The sequence below is a fragment of the Nocardioides acrostichi genome (genome assembly GCF_015319165.1).
Lineage (GTDB): Bacteria > Actinomycetota > Actinomycetes > Propionibacteriales > Nocardioidaceae > Nocardioides > Nocardioides acrostichi.
This window is the reverse complement of record NZ_JADIVZ010000002.1, coordinates 436,550-452,220: the sequence shown is the minus strand read 5'-3', so window position 1 is coordinate 452,220 and position 15,671 is coordinate 436,550. Positions and strand designations below refer to the sequence as shown.

16 protein-coding genes are annotated in these 15,671 nt (G+C 70.8%); 5 read left to right on the top strand and 11 right to left on the bottom strand.

Annotated elements, in window-relative coordinates; genetic code table 11:
• Nucleotides 1-37: 37 nt before the first annotated feature.
• The 3 genes from ISG29_RS07010 to ISG29_RS07000 all read left to right on the top strand — a co-directional run bounded on the left by ISG29_RS07010 (nt 38) and on the right by ISG29_RS07000 (nt 1,816).
• Complete coding sequence (locus tag ISG29_RS07010) at nt 38-400, top strand: hypothetical protein (protein ID WP_194502650.1); 363 nt, start codon at nt 38-40, stop codon at nt 398-400.
• Entirely contained in the window at nt 397-678 is a 282-nt protein-coding gene (locus tag ISG29_RS07005) for a YrhK family protein (RefSeq protein ID WP_328828291.1), read from the top strand. The genes ISG29_RS07010 and ISG29_RS07005 overlap by 4 nt, the downstream gene beginning before the upstream one ends.
• 151 nt (nt 679-829) lie before the next feature.
• Nucleotides 830-1,816 (top strand): LLM class F420-dependent oxidoreductase, encoded by a 987-nt coding sequence (locus ISG29_RS07000; RefSeq protein WP_194502649.1) that lies wholly within the window; start codon nt 830-832, stop codon nt 1,814-1,816.
• Nucleotides 1,817-1,885: 69 nt separating this feature from the next.
• Here ISG29_RS07000 and ISG29_RS06995 read toward each other — a convergent pair whose 3' ends face one another.
• The 6 genes from ISG29_RS06995 to ISG29_RS06970 all read right to left on the bottom strand — a co-directional run bounded on the left by ISG29_RS06995 (nt 1,886) and on the right by ISG29_RS06970 (nt 8,882).
• Complete coding sequence (locus ISG29_RS06995) at nt 1,886-2,431, bottom strand: type 1 glutamine amidotransferase domain-containing protein (protein WP_194502648.1); 546 nt, start codon at nt 2,429-2,431, stop codon at nt 1,886-1,888.
• Between the two features lie 110 nt (nt 2,432-2,541).
• The gene (gene yczE / locus ISG29_RS06990) at nt 2,542-3,147 is read right to left on the bottom strand and encodes a membrane protein YczE (RefSeq protein ID WP_194502647.1); all 606 of its coding nucleotides are present in this window, start codon (nt 3,145-3,147) and stop codon (nt 2,542-2,544) included.
• A complete protein-coding gene (locus tag ISG29_RS06985; RefSeq protein WP_194502646.1) occupies nt 3,144-4,775 on the bottom strand; it encodes an indolepyruvate oxidoreductase subunit beta family protein in 1,632 nt (543 codons plus the stop codon). The genes yczE and ISG29_RS06985 overlap by 4 nt, the downstream gene beginning before the upstream one ends.
• Nucleotides 4,772-6,949, bottom strand: coding sequence for a thiamine pyrophosphate-dependent enzyme (locus ISG29_RS06980; RefSeq protein ID WP_194502645.1), 2,178 nt, complete (start codon nt 6,947-6,949; stop codon nt 4,772-4,774). Before ISG29_RS06980 ends, ISG29_RS06985 begins: the two co-directional genes overlap by 4 nt.
• 30 nt (nt 6,950-6,979) lie before the next feature.
• Entirely contained in the window at nt 6,980-7,750 is a 771-nt protein-coding gene (locus tag ISG29_RS06975) for a cyclase family protein (RefSeq protein ID WP_194502644.1), read from the bottom strand.
• Between the two features lie 151 nt (nt 7,751-7,901).
• Entirely contained in the window at nt 7,902-8,882 is a 981-nt protein-coding gene (locus ISG29_RS06970) for an AraC family transcriptional regulator (RefSeq protein WP_194502643.1), read from the bottom strand.
• A gap of 126 nt (nt 8,883-9,008) precedes the next feature.
• Here ISG29_RS06970 and ISG29_RS06965 point away from each other — a divergent pair, with 126 nt between their 5' ends.
• Entirely contained in the window at nt 9,009-9,470 is a 462-nt protein-coding gene (locus ISG29_RS06965) for a flavin reductase family protein (protein WP_194502642.1), read from the top strand.
• Nucleotides 9,471-9,487: 17 nt separating this feature from the next.
• Entirely contained in the window at nt 9,488-10,588 is a 1,101-nt protein-coding gene (locus ISG29_RS06960; protein ID WP_194502641.1) for an LLM class flavin-dependent oxidoreductase, read from the top strand.
• Nucleotides 10,589-10,637: 49 nt separating this feature from the next.
• On the opposite strand, the gene ISG29_RS06955 is transcribed toward ISG29_RS06960, so the two are convergent.
• From ISG29_RS06955 to ISG29_RS06935, 5 genes are read right to left on the bottom strand one after another with little or no spacing between them, the layout of a single operon-like run.
• Nucleotides 10,638-11,447, bottom strand: a complete 810-nt coding sequence (locus tag ISG29_RS06955) for a PaaX family transcriptional regulator (RefSeq protein ID WP_328828284.1) — start codon at nt 11,445-11,447, stop codon at nt 10,638-10,640.
• 16 nt (nt 11,448-11,463) lie between these two features.
• Nucleotides 11,464-11,892, bottom strand: a complete 429-nt coding sequence (locus ISG29_RS06950) for an acyl-CoA thioesterase (RefSeq protein ID WP_194502639.1) — start codon at nt 11,890-11,892, stop codon at nt 11,464-11,466.
• 7 nt (nt 11,893-11,899) lie between these two features.
• Nucleotides 11,900-14,272, bottom strand: coding sequence for a bifunctional salicylyl-CoA 5-hydroxylase/oxidoreductase (locus ISG29_RS06945; protein ID WP_194502638.1), 2,373 nt, complete (start codon nt 14,270-14,272; stop codon nt 11,900-11,902).
• On the bottom strand, nt 14,269-15,189 hold the full coding sequence (locus ISG29_RS06940; protein ID WP_194502637.1) for an acyl-CoA thioesterase: 921 nt from the start codon (nt 15,187-15,189) through the stop codon (nt 14,269-14,271). The genes ISG29_RS06945 and ISG29_RS06940 overlap by 4 nt, the downstream gene beginning before the upstream one ends.
• On the bottom strand, nt 15,186-15,668 hold the full coding sequence (locus ISG29_RS06935; protein ID WP_194502636.1) for a cupin domain-containing protein: 483 nt from the start codon (nt 15,666-15,668) through the stop codon (nt 15,186-15,188). The genes ISG29_RS06940 and ISG29_RS06935 overlap by 4 nt, the downstream gene beginning before the upstream one ends.
• Nucleotides 15,669-15,671: the final 3 nt, after the last annotated feature.

The following is a 15,671-nucleotide window of genomic DNA, read 5'->3' as shown; positions in this document are numbered from 1 at the left end:
CTGGGCCACGAGGCGAACGCTGCGTTGACTCGTCGACATGACCTCCCATCGCGACGCCACCCCCCTGCCCCTGCGCCTGATGGCCGCCGCCACGGCGTCCTACGGCGCGTACGCCCTCGCTCAGCCGGCTCATCTGCGTCGCGCGATCGGCTCGGAGGACGACGTGTGGGACACCGTCGCCCGCGTGTTCGGCGTGCGCGACCTCGCCGTCAGCACCGTGACCCTGGCCGGACCTCCCGGCGCGGCGCGGGCCGCGCACGGCATCCGGATCGCGCTCGACCTGGGTGACGCCGCCGTGCTCGGCTCGGTGCTCGATGGGCAGGCGCGCCGCAAGGCGGTCGGCGTCGCCCTGGCCTGGGGCGGCCTGAACGCCCTGGCCTGGCTGGCCTCGCGACGGTGAGCCGCGACCTCGATCTGAACCTGCCCGGCCGCCGCGAGCTCGTGCTGCGGGGCCGGTACGAGACCCTCAGCACGGCCAACGACCTGCTGGTGGCGCTGTGGTTCCTGGTCGGCAGCATCCTCTTCCTGAGGGCGAGCACCACCTACGCCGGCACCTGGCTGTTCATCGTCGGCTCGGCGCAGCTGCTGGCCCGACCCGCCATCCGGTTGACCCGCCGGTTCCACCTGCGACGTCACACGGGGCGCCCCGACGGCCACGAGAGCCACGAGGACTTCTGAGCGCAGCCAGTGGCGCGGTCGCGTCGGCAGGGCTCTCGGCGATGGGCGCGTCCGCCCCTCCCCGCGTCGCGACGGCCCGGCCCCGCACGACCCCTTCGGGCGAACCCGAGCGGGCGTACGGCGCGCGGACATCGCGAGGTTCGCTGAGGTCATGACGAACTTCGGCTACACCCTCATGACCGAGCAGAGCGGGCCGCGCGAGCTCGTGCGCTACGCCCAAGACGCCGAGCGGGTCGGTTTCGACCTGCTGGTGAGCAGCGACCACTACTCTCCCTGGCTCACCGAGCAGGGTCACGCGCCGTACGCGTGGACGACGCTGGGCGCCGTCGCGCAGGCCACCGAGCGCGTCGAGCTGATGACGTACGTGACCTGCCCGACCATCCGCTACCACCCCGCGGTCGTCGCGCAGAAGGCGGCGACGCTGCAGATCCTGGCCGAGGGACGGTTCACTCTCGGGCTCGGCAGCGGGGAGAGCCTCAACGAGCACGTGGTCGGCCGCGGCTGGCCGGGTGTGCAGGACCGGCAGGGCATGCTCGCCGAGGCGATCGAGATCATCCGGCGCCTGCATACCGGAGACCTCGTCGACCACAGGGGCGAGCACTTCCAGGTCGACTCCGCCCGCGTGTGGGACGTGCCCGAGCAGGGGATGCCCATCGGGGTCGCCGTGTCGGGCGGACGCTCGGTCGAGACGTTCGCACCGCTCGCCGACCACCTCATCGCGGTCGAGCCGCAGGCCGACCTCGTGACGGCGTGGAACGGCGTCGAGGGCGCCGGCACCATCGGCGACTCCGCCCGCGCTGTGGGGCAGATCCCGATCTGCTGGCACCCCGACGCCGACGAGGCACGGCGTATCGCCCACGACCAGTTCCGCTGGTTCGCCGGAGGGTGGTCGGTCAACGCCGACCTGCCCACGCCCGCCGGCTTCGCGGGCGCCACCCAGTTCGTGACCCCAGACGACGTGGCGGCGAACATCCCGTGCGGTCCCGACCTCGACGCGATCGTCGAGGCTGTCTCCGCCTTCTGGGAAGCCGGCTTCACCGACATCGCCCTGGTGCAGATCGGAGACCAGACCCAAGACCGGTTCCTGGCCGAGGCGGCCGCACCCCTGCTCGAGAAGCTCCGCACGGCCTCCGCCTGAGGCCGGTGACGCACGAAGACCCCCGCCGCCGGCGGGGGTCTTCGGGTCACCGTCCTGGAGAGTCGGAGGTCAGTCCGTGCCGGCGGCGCCGTGCTGCACGGCCTCGAGCAGGGCGGAGTTGAACGCCGGGATGTCGTCGGGGTTGCGGCTGGTGATGAGGTTGCCGTCGGTGACGACCTTCTCGTCCACCCACTCCCCGCCGGCGTTGCGGATGTCGGTCTGGAGGCTCGGCCACGACGTGAGCGTGCGGCCCCGCACGACGTCGGCCTCCACGAGCGTCCACGGTGCGTGGCAGATGGCGGCGACGGGAATCCCGGCGGCCACGGCGGCCGAGATGAACTCGACCGCGGCGGAGTCGGTGCGCAGGGCGTCGGGGTTCGCGACGCCGCCGGGCAGCACGACCGCGGCGTATTCCTCGATGCGCGCGTCGGCGACGGTGACGTCGACGGTGCGGGTCTCGGCCTTGTCGAGGTGCTCGAACATCTGCACCTCGCCGGCCTCGGGCGCGATGAGCACCGGCTCGAGGCCGGCGTCGCTCACGGCTTGCCAGGGCTCGACCAGCTCAGCCTGCTCGATGCCCTCGTTGGCGGTCAGGAACGCGATCTTGGTGGTCATACCCCGACGCTAGGTCGCGCGACCCGTCGGCCCACCGCCCGCGCGGGTGTCCCCCTTCGGGCGAGCCCCGATCGGCGCGGCACCGCGCCTGGAGAGCCCGGCCAGGCCACTCAGGTGACACCCGGCGGCGGGGCGGCCTGCCGAAGGGGCGCCTGGCACCAGGGCAGGAACCACTGCACCAGCGGGCCGATCGAGAGCGCGTACACCACGGTGCCGACGCCGAACGCGCCACCCAGAGCGATCCCCACCCCCAGCGCCGTCAGCTCGATACCGGTCCGGATCGCTCGGAGCGACCAGCTCGTCCGGCGAGCCAACCCCGTCATCAACCCGTCGCGCGCGGACGAGCCCAGGCGTGCGCCGAGGTAGAGCGCACCCGCAAACCCGTTGAGCAGCACTCCCCCGGCGAGCAGGGCGGCCTTCAGCGCCGGCGACTCCGTCGGCGGGAGGACGCGCAGCGTGGCGTCGATGCACCCCCCGACGCAGATCACGTTGACCAGCGTGGCTACGCCCGGTCGCTGGCGCAGCGGGATCCACAGCAGGAGGACGGCGAGACCGACCACGATCACGACCTCCCCGAACGACATGCTCGTGTGTCGCTGCAGCCCGGCGGGGAGGACGTCCCAGGGGCTCAGTCCCCACGTGCTGCGCACCAGCAGGCCGATCGAGACCCCGTAGAGGCCGACACCGACCAGCAACTGCACCAGGCGCCGCGTCACGCGGCGAGCGTCAGCGCGGCCAGCTCCCGAGTGAGTGTGCTGCCGTCCTCGTCGGCCAGGGCTGCCTGACGCAAGCGCGCCAGGGTGGCTGCGGCCTCCGCCTCCCCGACGAGCGCGTCGGCGGCGTCCATGAGCTTGGTGAAGCTCTCGACGCTGTGCTGGTGCGTCTCGCCGTATCCCTTGAGCACCCTGTGGGTCTCGACGATCTCGCATGCCAGGTCGTAGTCGACCGGCGCGACGGCGACGGCCCGGTCGAGCCAGGCGTCGATGGCGGCCTGCTCGCGGGCGAACCGGTACGAGCGCGGTCGCAGCGGGCGGAACATCGCCATCGCCCACAGCATGGTGAAGCCGATGATGCCGGTGGTGTTGACGATCATGCCGTTGCGGGTGAGTCTGCCCACCAGACGGCCGAACCAGGCGGAGTCTGCGACCCAGCGGCCCAGCCGGGTGGGCAGGGTGTCGGCGATCTCCTCGACCTGGGGGTGCAGGTACTCGCGCACGTTCATCAGCTGCCCCGGCGCCGCCTTGGCCTCGGCACGGACGCCGTCGAGTCGCTTGCGGCGGATCTTCTGCAGCGCCACCTGGATGGTGTCCTGGTAGCACATCCACAACGCCACGTGCCGAGCCGCCTCGCGCGTCAGCCGGTTGTCGGCCCCGGTGTCGACGGCGGCGAGGCGCTCCACCCGTTCGAGGTAGCGGTCGGTGTAGGCCGGGTTCTGGTAGACCGCCGTGCGCACCACCCCGTGCAGCAGCATCGACCGGGCCGGCGCCGGGAAGCGCTCGGCCACGAGCGTGGCCCGGCCGTGCAGTTGCGGGCCCACCAGGGCAGTCGGCTGACTCGCGGCCACCTCCTCGCGGCGGCGCTCCGCCTGCTCGGCGGCCTCCTCGGCCGCGTCGACCGGACGACGACGGCTGATGGTCACGGGTACCGGCCCCGCTCCCGCGGGCGCCGGCTCGATCGGCTTCGGCGCCGGTTGCCGGGCGGCCTCGAATCCCGCGGCGAACGCGCGCAGTGACGCCTCGACGCCCTTGCCCGAGGCACGGATCGCGTCCTCGAAGGGCTCCCGCTCGAACGGCAGCGCACCCGACCCCGCCAGCGCCCCGAAGAGTGCGGCGCTGACGACGCTCCCGGCTTCGAGGGCCAGTTGCATGAAGTCGGCGCCGATGAAGCGTCGGCCGGCAGCGTGGGCCGCCGCGAGCAGTGTGTTGCTGTCGACCCGACCATCGCCCAGGGCGAGCTTCTCGTCCATCGAGTACACGCGGTTCGTGGAGGCGATGAGCGTGGTGCGGTCGGGCGTGGCGAAACCGCGCTGGATCGCGCGACCCGCCTCCATCAGCTCCGAGGCGATCACCACGTCGACCTCTCCCGGCGCGGGGAAGAGGCTGAGCACCGGCTGGCGGCGAGCATCCCCGGCGCGCGCCGGGCGCCCGCCGCCGGGGTAGAGCTCGACGTAGTAGACGGTGGCACCGGTTCGTTGCGCGACGCCCGCGACCGATGTCGTCTGGGCGTAGTAGCCAGCTTGCTCGCCGACGGCGACGATCCAGTCGGCGAGCACCCCGCCGCCTTCGCCGCCCATCGCCAGAATCGCGATCGTCAGGGGCCGCCGGCCCTCCTGCCAGCTGCTCATGCGAGCTCCTCGACCATCTCGTAGCGGGCCGCCCGGCGCTCCACGCCGGCCGACATCAGACCGATCCACGCACGTCGCAGCCGGGCGAGCGTCTTGTCGCGCCAGCTCGGGTTGTGCACCAGGTCGCTGCGGTAGAACGACGGACACAAGGACGCCGCGTGCGCGTTCGCTCCGCACACCCCACAGCCGACGCAGGAGTCGAGCACCGTGGCCACCGGGTCGGTGCGCATCGGGTCGGGGTTGGGCTTGACGCTGAGCGAGGGGCAGCCGGACACCCGGATGCAGGCGTGGTCGCCGGTGCAGGTCTCGGCGTCGACCCCGAAGCGCTCCTTGACGACCCGTTTCCCGCTCTGCATCGCCTGCTTGCGCAGCGGCTTCTCACGCCGCTCCTTATTGAGCATGCACTCGCTCTGTGCCACCACGACCTTCGGCCCCGAGCTGGGAGTCGTGAGGGCGTCGACGAACACGTCCCTCAGCTTGGCGATGTCGTAGGTGTTCGCGATCGTCTTCGCCCAGGTGACGCCGATGCCACGCACGGCTCGCTCGATGGGGTGCTTGGTCGAGCGCAACTGGCTGTCGGCGCGCGAGGACAGCACGTCTTGGCCACCGGTGGCGGCGCTGTAGGCGTTGTCGACGACCACGAGCATCTGGTCGCTCTGGTTGAACACCGCGTTGCCGACGCCACTGGTCAGTCCGTTGTGCCAGAAACCGCCGTCGCCCATCACCGCGACGGTGCGGCGGTCGGCGTCCTTGGAGTTGAGGGCGGCCGCTCCCGCCGAGCCGAGCCCGTATCCCATGGTGGTGGCGCCGAGGTTGAACGGCTCGTTGATGGCGAAGAGGTGGCAGCCGATGTCGGCACTCACATGGTGCTGCTTGCCGGTCTGCTTCTCGGCCAGCTTGAGCGCCGAGAAGATCGGCCGTTCCGGGCAGCCGGTGCACAGACCCGGCGGACGCGCCCGCACGACCTCGGCGTCGACGCGCGGTGCGAACGGGCTCGCCGGGTCGGTCTTCGGCAGCAACAGCGACGGCTTGGCCGACACCGCGGCCGGCAGGTGCTTGCTCAAGAACGCGTGCAGCCCCCTGGTCACCGCGGCGGCGGTGTACTCCCCGCCCACCGGCAGCAGGTCCTTGCCGTGCAGGATCACCTCGGAGCCGGCGCGGCGGAGAATGGTGTTGAGACTCTGCTCGATGTAGTCGGGCTGGCCCTCCTCGACCAGCAGCACCGCGCGCTTGTCGGCGACGAAGTCGAGGATCTCGGAGTCGACGACGGGGTAGGTCACGTTCATGACGTAGGTCGGCACGGTGGTGTTGCCGAACGCGTCCGAGCAGCCGAGCAGCTCCATCGCGCGGTTGAGCGTGTTGTAGACCCCACCCTGCACGATGATCCCGACGTCGGCGGTGCCGGCACCGATCACCTCGTTGAGCCCTCGGCTGCGGATGAACTCGACCGCTGCGGGCCAGCGATCCTCGAGCTTCTCCTTCTCGTGCAGGAAGCTCGCGGGCGGCAACACGATGCGGTCGAGCTGTCGAGAGGGGTTCTCGACGGCGTCCTTGACCGTCATCGGCGGGCGCACGTTGTCCTTGGCCGTGAACGAACCGTAGAGATGGCACGAGCGCAGTCGCAGCTGGAGCATCACCGGCGTGTTGCTGGCCTCGGAGAGCTCGAAGCCGGCCTCGACGGCGTTCACGATGGCCTCGACGTTGGGGCGGGGGTCCAGCAGCCACATCTGCGACTTCATGGCGAAGGCGTGCGAGCGCTCCTGCATGATGCTCGAGCCCTCGCCGTAGTCCTCGCCGACGATGACCAGCGCGCCGCCGCGCACCCCACCGCTGGCGAGGTTGGCCAACGCATCGGCAGCCACGTTGGTGCCGACCGTGGACTTGAAGGTGATCGCGCCTCGCAGCGGATAGTTCACCGAGGCCGCCATCATCGCCGCCGCCGTCGCCTCGGAGGCACTGTTCTCGAAGTAGACGTCGAGCTCCTCGAGGATCTCGTGGGCGTCACCCAGCACGTCCATGAGGTGCGAGATCGGCGCGCCCTGGTAGCCGCCCACGTAGGCGACCCCCGATTGGAGCAGCGCCTTGGTCACGGCCAGGATGCCTTCGCCGGCGAAGGTGGTGCCGGCCCCCTCGCGCAGCTTCTTCACCTCGTGGGCGAACGAGCGCTCAGCCATCGTTTCTCCTCGTGTGCGACGTCGGAAGGGTCAGGCGGGCACGATCGCGAGCACGCGGGACGGCGACCCGGTGCCGCCGACGATCGGCAGCGGCGAGGCGACGATCAGCGCACCGGTGGCCGGCAGTCTGTCGAGGTTCTGCAGCTGGGTCAGACCGAACTTGTTGGCACCGAGCAGGAAGTAGTGCACCGGGAAGGCGGGCTCCATGCCGCCGGCCTGGCCGGCGTCGACGCCGACGGTCTCGACGGCGAAACCGGTGATCGGGGAGGCCGCCAGCCACTGGGCACCCGCCGGAGAGACACCAGGGGTGTGCGGACCGCTCTCGTCGGCGTTGGCGAAGGCCGCGGCATCGGCGTTGAACCGGCTCCACCCGGTCTTGAAGACCAGCCAGGCTCCCTCGGGCAGGGGACCGTGCTCGGCGACGTAGGCATCGAGGTGCTCGGGCTCCAGCACGAAGTCCGGGTTCTCGGTCGCCTCCGCGGTGAAGTCGAGCACCACAGCCGGGCCCACCAGGCGGTCGGGCGGGATCTGGTCGACCGAGTAGCCCTCGCGCCCACTGACCCAGTGCACGGGCGCGTCGAGATGGGTGCCGGTGTGCTCGCCGGTGTGGATGTTGTTCCAACCCCAGGCGGGCCCTGCGTCGTCGAAGTCGCTGACGGTCTCCAGCGACATCGGGATCGTGTTCGCGAAGGGCTCGGGCAGCTGCAGGATCGGGGTCGAGGGCGAGAGCGGAGCGGTCAGGTCGACGATCTCGACCTCACCACTGCCGAGGCTTGCGAGCAGGGTGTCGATGACGGACATGGCGGCGGCCTTTCGAGGGCGGGCAGGCGCGCGGGGCGCTCGCGGAGGCTGACTGCGGTGGGCGACGCTGTCGCGCAGCTGATCTGAGGACGGTAGGTCGGCCGCCACCGGCGCCTCTATCCGCTAAGCGCGCGGCTCATCCGGATTGCGCTCACCACCCTCGCGCAGCACGCAGCGTCTCGCTCGGGCTCTCTCCGAAAGCGGCGCGGTAGTCGACCGAGAGCCGTCCGAGATGGGTCAGCCCCCAGCGCATGGCCACGTCGGTGACCGACGCCGCGACGCCGCCGCGCAGCTCCAACCGCACCCGTTCGAGTCGGGCTCGCCGCAGGTAGGCCGTGGGCGAGCACTCGTAGCGGTCGCGAAACCCCGCTTGGAGGGCCCGCACGGTGAGTCCGACCTCCTCGGCGAGACCGACGGTGGTCCATGACTCCTCGCAGCGCTCGCGCAGCAGACCGGCAGCACGCTCCACCCGCCTCCGGGCGGCCGGCCGGACCGATGGCGGCTCCGACGCCGACGGTCCGACCAGGCAGGCGAGGAGTCCGTCGACGAGGGCGAGCTGCAACGAGCTCGCGGCCGAGGAGACGGACCCGAGCGGCTGGCTGTCCTCGAGGTCGATGGTGACGACCTCGAGCAGAGCGCGCCACGAGCGGCCGACGCCGCGCGTGAGGTCGACCGAGGCGCCCGCTCGACGCGGGACGCTGACGCCGCGCTCGGCGGCCCGTGCCCGGCGGCTCTCCAGCAGGTCGCCTGGAACTCGCACCATGAGCCGCGGGTTGTCGGTGGAGTAGCGCATTCGTAGCGGGGATCCGGGCTCGGTGAACACGGCTCGGTTCGGGTCGACGCACACCGAGCGAGCGCCCGAGAAGACTGCCGTCGAGCCCGCGAGCGGGATCTGGACCAGGCCGAAGGCGAGGCCGTCTGTGTCGACGTCGACCTCGCACCCGTAGTCGATGAAGTGCAGACTCACGGCCTCCAGGGCAACGGCGTGATGACGCGCACGGAAGCCTGCGGTGCCGCGCGTCGGCGTCAGCCGATGTGGGGCGAGCGAGGAACCCACCGAGTGGCGCGCTTCGTCGACACTGGTCGTGTGGAGCACGCGGTGCGAGCTGAGCGGAGTGGCCGTGCGGGCCATGGACACCACCTCCTATCACAGCGAGTATGGAACGATCGCATCAGGAATGAAATAAGCATCGTTCGCGGGACAGTGACCTCCGCCAGCGGATAGCGCGCTCTTCCGCGGCGAAGCAGGCTCCCGGCCATGCACGAAGATCCGAGAGACCTGGGCGCCACGCTGCGCACGCAGATGGCGCGGTGGCCCACCGGGGCTGCCGTCGTCACCTCATGCAGCAACGGGCGCCTGCTCGGCAAGACCGTCAACAGCTTTCACGCCACCTCGCTGCGACCGCCCCTGGTCGGTTGGTGCCTCGATCACCGCTCCAGCCACCTCGAGGACTGGCTGACCGCCGAGGCGTACGTCGTGCACGTGCTCGCCGAGGACCACGGCACCCTCCTCTCCAGGTTCTGTGGGCCCGTCGAGAGACGGTTCGACGACGGATGGCGGACCGGACCCGACGGCGTCCCGCTGCTCGAGGCCGAGGTGCCGCTGCGCCTGACGTGCCGCGTGCAGCACCGACTCACCGCCGGCGACCACACCTATCTCGTCGGCGAGGTCATGTCCCTCGACACGAGCGAGGCCACTCCCATCGTCCTGCAACGCTGAACATCTAGGAGACAACCGTGGGCATTCCCATCCTCGAGTCGGAGCAATTCTTGCTGGGGCTCTTCTCGTCGAACTGCTCCGGCGGCCTGGCCGTCACGACCATCCCGGAACGCTGGTCGGGCTCGTGGGAGGACAACCTGCGCCTGGCCCGGCTCGCCGACACGGTCGGCATCGACTTCATGCTGCCGATCGCTCGATGGATCGGCTACGGGGGCAGCACCAACTTCCACGAGGGGGTGCTCGAACCGGTGCCGTGGGCTACCGCCATCGTGGCGAACACGCAGCGACTCAATGCGTTCGCAACCGTGCACACCGCCTTCAACCACCCGGTCGTGACGGCCAAGCAGCTCGCGACCGTCGACCAGGTGGCACCGGGGCGCGTCGGTCTCAACGTCGTGGCCGGCTGGAACCAGCCCGAGTACCTCGCGATGGGTGTGGACCTGCCCCAGGATCACGACTCGCGCTACGCCCTCGCCCAGGAGTGGGTCGACGTCGTGCAGCACCTGTGGTCGAGAGAGGGTCGCTACGACCTGCCCGGCAGCCACTGGGATCTCCACGGCGTCGAGGCCGAGCCGAAGCCGACGCATGGTCGCCTGCCCATCCTCAACGCCGGGTCGAGCCCGCAGGGCAAGGAGTACGCCGCCCGCAACGCCGACTTCGTCTTCACGATCGTCTCCGGACCCGACGAGGGTGCCGCCGTGGTCACCGACCTCGAGACGCACTCGGCCCGCCTCGGTCGTCGGGCGGGGGTGCTCACCCCGACCCACGTCGTGTGCCGCCCGACCAGGACGGAGGCCGAGGAGTACCTCACCTACTACGCCGACGACAACGCCGACTGGGAGGCCGTCGACAACCTGATGCGCCTGCAGGGACTGCACTCGCAGTCCTTCAGTCCCGAGATGCTGGCCACCTTCCGCAGCCGGTTCGCAGCCGGCCACGGCACCTGCCCGATCATCGGCTCCCCGGACGACGTCGCCGACGAGATCGAGCGGTTCGCCCGGGCCGGCTTCGGCGGCATCACCATGGCCTTCGTCGACTACGTGGGCGAGCTGGAGTACTTCGCTCAGGAAGTGATGCCACGCCTGGAGGCCAAGGGGCTGCGCGCCTCGATGTCCTGACCTGGGCGGGGCCCCGGCCCACTCCCCCAAGCAGCGGCGGCGCACCGGGTCACTCGGGCCAGTGCGCCGCCGCGTGCTCGAGGGCGGGCTTCTCGAGCTTGGCCACCTCTCGCCCGAAGAGGGCGATCGCCTCGGGGCCCGACCACTCCTCGGGGAGCACCTCGCGCGGCAGGCCGGGGTCGCGGAAGGGCAGCTTGCGCCAGCGATCGAGCAGCTCGACGTAGGCGGTGAACGCGGCCGCGCCCTTCGGGCGGTGGTGCTCGTCGATCCGCGAGCTGTCGATGAACTCGCGGTAGCCACGATCGATGGCGTCGAGATCCCAGGCTCCCCGCAACAGGGTCTGGAGATCCTGCGGCCCCCGGTAGTCACCGCAGAAGATCGCGGCGTACTCGCTGAGGTCGAGTTCGGCCACCGCGCGCTGCGCGACGTCGTGCATGCGCGCCGGAGCCATCCACAGCGCGGTGCCGGCGTTGCCGAAGCCGAGCGTGGCCAGGTGGGAGCGCAGCTGATGGCGACGCGAGCGCAGGGTCTCGGGCACGCTGAAGTGCACGACGCACCAGCCGTCAGCGAGGTCGGCCGGCTTGCGCGCGTGCCAGATCACCTCGTCGCCCGCGGCCAGGGTCGTCGTCGCGGACTCGGTCAGCGTGTAGCCGCGAGCACCTCCGCGCGAGTCCGATGCCAGCCAGCCGTTCTTCTTCAGCCGGAACACCGCCGTGCGGACGCTGGCAGCGTCGAGCCCGGCCTCGCCGAGCAGGTCGACGGCGCCGGCGATCGGCATCCACCCCCCGAGCGGACGCACCACCGCACCCAGGAACGACACCACGGTGGTGCGCGGTTGCGGTGCCGGCCGTGAGCTCACGCTCGGCATTGTGCCCTCACGCCGGCGCTGTGAGCGCCTCGACCCATGCCGCCGGCCACGGTACCGCCGACAGAGCACCCGGGTCGGCGTCGGCGCCGACATGCACCGCGACGTAGCGACCGAACGCGGCCCGTCGCCGCAGGCGGTCGTCGTACGGCTCGCCCCACACCTCGAAGGAGAACCCCATCGAGGTGGCGCCGACGCGGTCGAGCCACACGGTCGTCTCCACGGCCTGGCCGAAGACCAGGGGCGTCTCGAAGTCGACCTCGTAGTGCGCCCGGGGCGCGCACGGCGTGAAGCCGCGCACGCCCCGGGCCGTCATCAGCTGCGCTTCCGCGGCCTCCACGAGGCGGATCACCGTGCTGTTGTGGTAGATCCCGGAGGCGTCGGTATCGATCCACTGCATCTGCGTGCGGTGCACCCCGCTGCAGCGCTGCCCGCTCATGCGTGCCTCACGCCGTGGCGGCCGAGGACGGCGTCCACCGCAGATGCACCCGGTCGAGCTCGCCCTGACGCAGCAGCTGCAACCGCGGCGGAACCTTGTCGGTGCGTGAGCTGGGCGGACGCCGGCTACCGCCGGCCCACTGCTCCGGCCAGCCCGCCGCGTCGCCGGCGTAGTCCTGCTCCGCCGCGGCGTGCAGGGTCCAACTCGGGTCGTAGAGGTGGCTGCGACCGAGTGCACAGAGATCCGCGCGCCCCGCCAGGAGGATCGAGTTGACGTCGTCGAAGGAGGAGATGGCGCCGACGGCGATCACCTTGACCCCGGCCGGCCCCGCGACCTGTTGTCGGATCTTGTCGGCGAACGGCGTCTGGTAGGAACGCCCGTACGCCGGCCTCTCGTCCTTGCTCACCTGACCCGACGACACGTCGATCGCCGCGGCGCCCGCCGCGATGAACGCGCGAGCGATCTCGACCGCGTCGTCGTCGGTGTTGCCGTCCGGCATCCAGTCGACGGCCGAGATGCGCACCGTGACCGGAATCCGTGCAGGCACCGCCTCGCGCACCGCGGTGAACACCTCGATCGGGAACCTCAACCGGTTCTCCAGGCTGCCTCCGTAGACATCGGTGCGGCGATTCGCCACCGGCGAGAGGAAGGAGCTGAGCAGGTAGCCGTGAGCGGCGTGCACCTCGATCAGGTCGAAGCCCGCCTCGACCGCCCGGTGGGCAGCGGCGACGAAGTCGGCGACGACGGTGTCGAGGTCGGCGCGCGTGGCCTCGCGCGGCAGATGGCAGCCCGGACCGTACGGCAGTGCGGAGGGCCCGATCACCTCCCAGTTCGCGTCGTCGAGCGGCTCGTCGATGCCCTCCCACATCAGCTTGGTCGAACCCTTGCGCCCCGAGTGACCGAGTTGGACGCCGACCTTGGCGCCGCTGCGCGCGTGCACGAAGTCGGTGACGCGGCGCCAGGCGTCGCGCTGCTCATCGGTCCACAGTCCGGGGCAGCCGGGCGTGATGCGGCCTTCGGGCGACACGCACGTCATCTCTGTCATCACCAGCCCGGCGCCGCCGAGTGCCTTGCCGCCCAGGTGCACCAGGTGGAACTCGCCCGGGACGCCGTCGACCGCGGAGTACATGTCCATGGGGGAGAGCACGACGCGGTTCTTCAGTTCCAGGTCGCCGATGCGCACCGGCTGGAACATCGCCGGGGCGTCGTCGGTCGAGCCCTCGTGACGAGCGAACTCGGCCTGCATCCGGTGCGCGAACTCGGGATCGCGTTCCTCGAGGTTGGCGAAGGTGATGCGTCGCGACCGGGTGAGCAGGTTGAAGACGAACTGGGCGGGATCCTGCGCGGCGTACATGCCGATGTTCTCGAACCACTCCAGCGAGGCCTGGGCAGCCCGCTGAGTCGACTCGACCACCGGCTTGCGCTCCTCCTCGTAGGCAGCGAGCGCGGTCTCGACGCCGGAGTGCTCGTGCAGGCAGGCCGCGAGCGCGAGCGCGTCCTCCATGGCCAGCTTGGTGCCGGAGCCGATGGAGAAGTGCGCGGTGTGGGCGGCGTCGCCGAGCAGCACCACGTTGCCGTCGTGCCAGGTGCGGTTGCGCACGGTGTGGAAGTTCAGCCACTTGGAGTTGTTGGTGAGGATCTCGTGCCCGCCCAGCTCGTCGGCGAAGATCTCGGCGATCCGCTCGACCGCGTAGGCGTCGGACGTGCCCGGGGGCAGATCCTCGTTCTGCGTGGCGTCGAGTCCCGCTCGCCGCCACACGTCCTCGTGCATCTCGACGATGAACGTCGAACCGACGTCCGAGAAGGGATACCCGTGGATCTGCATGGTGCCCCACTGGGTCTGCTTCACGAAGAACTGGAACGCCTCGAAGACCAGATCGGTGCCGAACCAGATGTACTTGTTGGGGCGCCGATCGAGGTCGGGCCCGAAGGAGTCGGCGTACGCGGTGCGGATGACCGAGTTCACCCCGTCGGCGGCGACGACGAGGTCGAACTCCGCGCGTAGCGTGTCGGGGTCCGGCGCCTCGGTGCAGTAGTGCACGGTGACGCCGAGCTCGGCGACTCGCTGCTGCATGATCGCCAGGAGCTCCTTGCGCGCCATGGCCGCGAAGCCCTGACCCCCGATGGTGAACGGCGTGCCGTCGAAGTCGACGTCGATGTCGGTCCAACGGGCGAAGCGCTGCTCCATCCGCTCGTGGATGACCGGGTCGGCGCCCTCGATGCTGCCCAGGGTCTCGTCGGAGAACACCACGCCGAACCCGAAGGTGTCGTCCGGGGCGTTGCGCTCCCACACCGTGACGTCGTGACCGGGGTCGAGCGACTTCATCAGCGCAGCGAAGTACAGCCCTCCCGGGCCGCCGCCACAGATCGCGATCCTCATGACGATGCTCCTTGCGAGACGGGGGCCTCGGCGGCCCGGATCATGCCTTCTTGGACGACCGATGCGACGAGCACGCCGTCCGGGGTGAAGAAGCGGCCCGCTCCGGTGCCCCGCCCGTTCTCGACCGAGACCGCCTCCTGGGCGTACAGCAGCCAGCCGTCGAGCGGCACCGGACGGTGGAACCACATCGCGTGGTCGAGGCTCGCCGTGACCAGCCCCTCGTCGGCCCAGGCCAGGCCGAGCACCCGTAGTGCCGGTTCGAGGATGGTGTAGTCGCAGACGTAGGCGAGCGCTGCGAGGTCACGCTGCTCCTCGGTGAGGCCGGCGACGGTGCGCAGCGGGTCGTAGGGCCGGACCCAGAGTGCTTGGTGCGGCTTCCGGCCACCCTCGACCTCGAGGTAGACCGGCCCCTCGACGTGGCGCATGTCGAAGCCGCGCCCGTGCGACCAGTAGGCGTGGGACTCCGGCGTCATCGTGCCGCCGGAGCGTCCGGCGAGGGAGGCCTGCGAGGTCGGCAGCGTCTCAGGGGCGGGGACGTCGGGCATCGTCACCTGGAAGCTGCCCCCCGGCGCACCGGCCGCGAAGTTCACCAGGCAGGCGTAGACGGCCTTGCCGTTCTGGATGCCGCGCACCTGCCGCGTGCCGTAGCCGCGGCCGTCGCGCAGCGCCTCGACCTCGTAGCGCACCTCGCGCCCGATGTCGACGGGGCGCATGAAGAGCGAGTGCATCGCGTGCGCCTGCTTCCCGTCGCGCACGGTGCGCATCGCAGCGGCGAGCGCCTGCGCGACCATGTCGCCGCCGTAGGCCTTGGGCCACGGGCAGGGCTGGGTGACGGCGGTGAAGGCCTCGTCGAAGAGGTCGGGCGTCGTCGGCGCGAGGGTGATCGAGTCGGTGACGATCGCGGAGGTCGCGTTCACGGGCGCTCGGCCCAGTCGCGCAGGTCGGCGTCGGCCACCTGGGGCAGGTTCACCACGATGTTCTCGGGCGTGCGCGTGGTCATCCAGGTGAGCGGGTTGTTGCGATCGAGGTTGCACTCGACGTGAGGCATGAACGGAGGCACGAACACCCAGTCGCCCTCCGACATGTCGATGTAGTCGGCGAAGGCCTCGCCGAAGTAGATGCGGGCGCGGCCGGAGAGCACGTAGCCTCCGGTCTCGGCCTCACCGTGGTGGTGCGGCACGGAGCGATAGCCGGCGAGGTTGTGCACCTTGCCGAACCACAGCCTGGTGGCCGGCGTGTGCTGGATGCTGACGCCGCTGATGCGGGTGGCGCCTTCGCTCTGGCCGGTCAGATCGGGCTCGTGGCCGCCACGGGTCACGACCGGTACGACCAAGCCGTTCTCGAGCGCGTAGGCCGAGGGGTCACCCTCGAGCTGGTAGTCGGTGTTGGGGTCCATCGG